This is a genomic window from Sulfurimonas sp. (assembly GCF_016744025.1).
Classification (GTDB): Bacteria; Campylobacterota; Campylobacteria; order Campylobacterales; family Sulfurimonadaceae; genus Sulfurimonas.
Genome location: NZ_JADGFC010000212.1, coordinates 1 through 2,670, shown reverse-complemented (window position 1 = coordinate 2,670; position 2,670 = coordinate 1). Strand labels below are relative to the sequence as shown.

Below are 2,670 nucleotides of genomic sequence, written 5' to 3'. Positions count from 1 at the left end.
AAAGAATTATATATATTCTTTATGATATCCCAATAATAGGAGTTCGTTAATGGTGCAATATAAGAAAATATTATTTATATGATCAATAAATAAAATTTTCTTGACCTATACCTATTTTTTATCTAAAAAAAAACTGTACAATTACTTAGAAATTTTGTGAAGTAATTTACTTTAAGGTAATCTGCCTCAAAAATTCAAAAAATAACAGGAGAAAACAATGGAAGACTCGGCCGGCATATTAGAGCTACTAAAACTTGTATATACAATCTATGTATTTGCAATTATGGCGTTAATGATTTGGTTTGCAAGAGGAGTTAGTGATCCTCTAGGAAAACCAAGAATAGTTAAACCAGCTACATTTTACATGTATGTAGGAATATTAATAAGTGTAGGGGTAAGTATTCACATATTAACATTCAACAAAATTCCTTGGGTTGAAACTGACTTTAAACGTCACACGATAGAAAAAGATCCTTCTTTTGATAAATCAACACAATTATTTAACATTGTTGCTGAAGACCAAAAATTCACTTTACCAGCAGATAGATTAAATGCTGATGGTCAAATGGAAATAGAATGTGGTAAATACATCGTATTTGATGTTGAATCAAAAGATTTAACTTATGGTTTTGGACTTTTCCGTCAAGACAATACTATGGTAACACAAATGCAAGTTGTTCCAGGAAGTAGAAATGACCTTATGTGGCAGTTCCATAAAAATGGTACATATCATATTGAGTCTACAGAATACTCTGGTCCTAAAGGTGGAAGACACATGAAGATAAATAACGCTGTAGTTGTAAAAGGTTGTGATGTAGATGATAAAAGATCTATGATGACATCTGTTAAAGCAGCACCACGTTCTACAGGGAGTAACTAATTATGGGTTTTATTAATACTTTAATTAACGGAAATGAGGGTGGACTTAAAACTGATGGTTTAACTCCAATGCAAAAAATTACTCTTAGAGCAGTAATTACAGGTGTACTTTTTTATGGTTTATCAATCTTAGAAGGTGAACTTATGAGATTAAATGCGGTTTCTCCGGGTTTATTTGACGAGTCACATTATTTTGCTATTATGACTGTTCACCCTATTGTAGGAATCTTTGGTTCTACTTATTTAATTGTTTTTGGTGCATTTACATTTCTTGTTCCTTACCTTATGAAGAAGCCTTTGTATAGCATTAAACTAGCTAACTGGACTTGGATCGCTATTGCTGGTGGAGCACTTACATCATGGTTAGGTGGAGCTATATTTCATTATGCACCTCTGTATACTTTGTATTGGCCTCTTCCTGTTGATTTTGAGCAGTTCAATCCTATTGGTGGATTAGTATTCGTTCTAGGAATCGCTGTTATTATGCTTGGTACTTTAGGTTTTATCTATAATATCTTCGCAACTGTTTTCTATACTGAAGATGGACACGAGAAGCGTCCAATGAAGCCACTTATCTTATCAGCACTTGGCATTGATGGTATGCTTAACATTTGGTACAAAATTACAGGTCGTGAGCCTTACTCAAAAGAGCCTGCTGTTTCACTTCCAGTTGTTGCAATCTTTCGTGGTACAATTGACACACTTCTAGATGCTATTGTTATTTTAACTTGTGGTGTTTTAATCTTAGTATATATCGTTGGTGACCTTAGTGGTGCAGCAATGGATTATACATCTGTAAACGCACTTCTTTATAAAAACTTCTTCTGGTGGGGACTTGACTTGATCGCTGATGGTCTTGTACTTATTTATGTTGCTGGTACTTGGTACCTTCTTGCAATGCTTATTACTGGTAAAAAACTTTTCATGCAAAATATTGCAAGAGCTGCACTTTTACTAGAGCTTATTGTTTCATGGATGGTTTGGTCTCATCACCTTCTAGGTGACCAAGGTCAACCAAATATTATGAAACTTCTTTCAGGTGAAATGGTAACTGCGTTTGAGCTAGTAACTCAAGGTATCGCAATTTTCATTACACTAGTTACTCTATGGAGTGCTAAGCCACTTGTTATGGATAACAGAGTTAAGTTCTTAATCGCCGGTATGTTTGGATTTATGATTGCTATTCCAGCAGCTATCTTACAAGCAGATATGGGACTAAACAGAATTTTACATAATACTCAATGGATTATGTTTACACACGTTCACACTGCATTACTTATTGGTCTTACAATGACTCTATATGCTGCAGTATATACATTATGGCCAATTCTAACTAATGGTGTTAAACTATATAGTGAAAAATTAGCTACTTTCCATTTCTGGGCACACTTAATTGGTGCTTTAGGTATGAGTTTCTTTATGGGTATGTCTGCAATGGACGGAGCTCTTAGAAGATACATCTACGTAGATGGTGAGTATAACTTATACATGATTATGGGCGCACTATGTGGTGTTCTTATTCTTTTAGCTTGGTTAGTTTACTTGATCAATGTTGTTATGAGTATCGGTGTTAAAGGTTTGATTGGTGTTTATACTCCTTCAAAACTAGACACAAAAGATTTAGTTCCTGCAGAAGCAGAGTAATTAGATTTTATTTCCATGCTTTTGCATGGAAATATCAAATAAAATAAAAATAACGCCAATTCCAACAACAAGTGCAATTTCCACCTAAATTAGCTAGCTAATCTTTTACTCATTTCACTGAAAAACACTTCATACGGAGTTTTGTAT

General features: G+C 34.0%; 2 protein-coding genes. Both read left to right on the top strand.

Features of this window, described 5'->3' with window-relative positions:
• Nucleotides 1–217 precede the first annotated feature (217 nt).
• Nucleotides 218–880, top strand: a complete 663-nt coding sequence (locus tag QZZ48_RS15275; protein WP_294967117.1) for a cytochrome C oxidase subunit II — start codon at nucleotides 218–220, stop codon at nucleotides 878–880.
• 2 nt (nucleotides 881–882) lie between these two features.
• Nucleotides 883–2,523: a cbb3-type cytochrome c oxidase subunit I gene (locus tag QZZ48_RS15270; RefSeq protein ID WP_294967116.1), complete on the top strand. Its 1,641-nt coding sequence runs from the start codon at nucleotides 883–885 to the stop codon at nucleotides 2,521–2,523.
• The last annotated feature ends 147 nt before the right edge of the window (nucleotides 2,524–2,670 follow it).

Excerpts from the sequence above, each read along its gene's own strand:
- QZZ48_RS15275 (WP_294967117.1), top strand. The coding sequence starts at position 218 with ATGGAAGACTCGGCCGGCATATTAGAGCTACTAAAACTTGTATATACA.
- QZZ48_RS15270 (WP_294967116.1), top strand. The coding sequence starts at position 883 with ATGGGTTTTATTAATACTTTAATTAACGGAAATGAGGGTGGACTTAAA.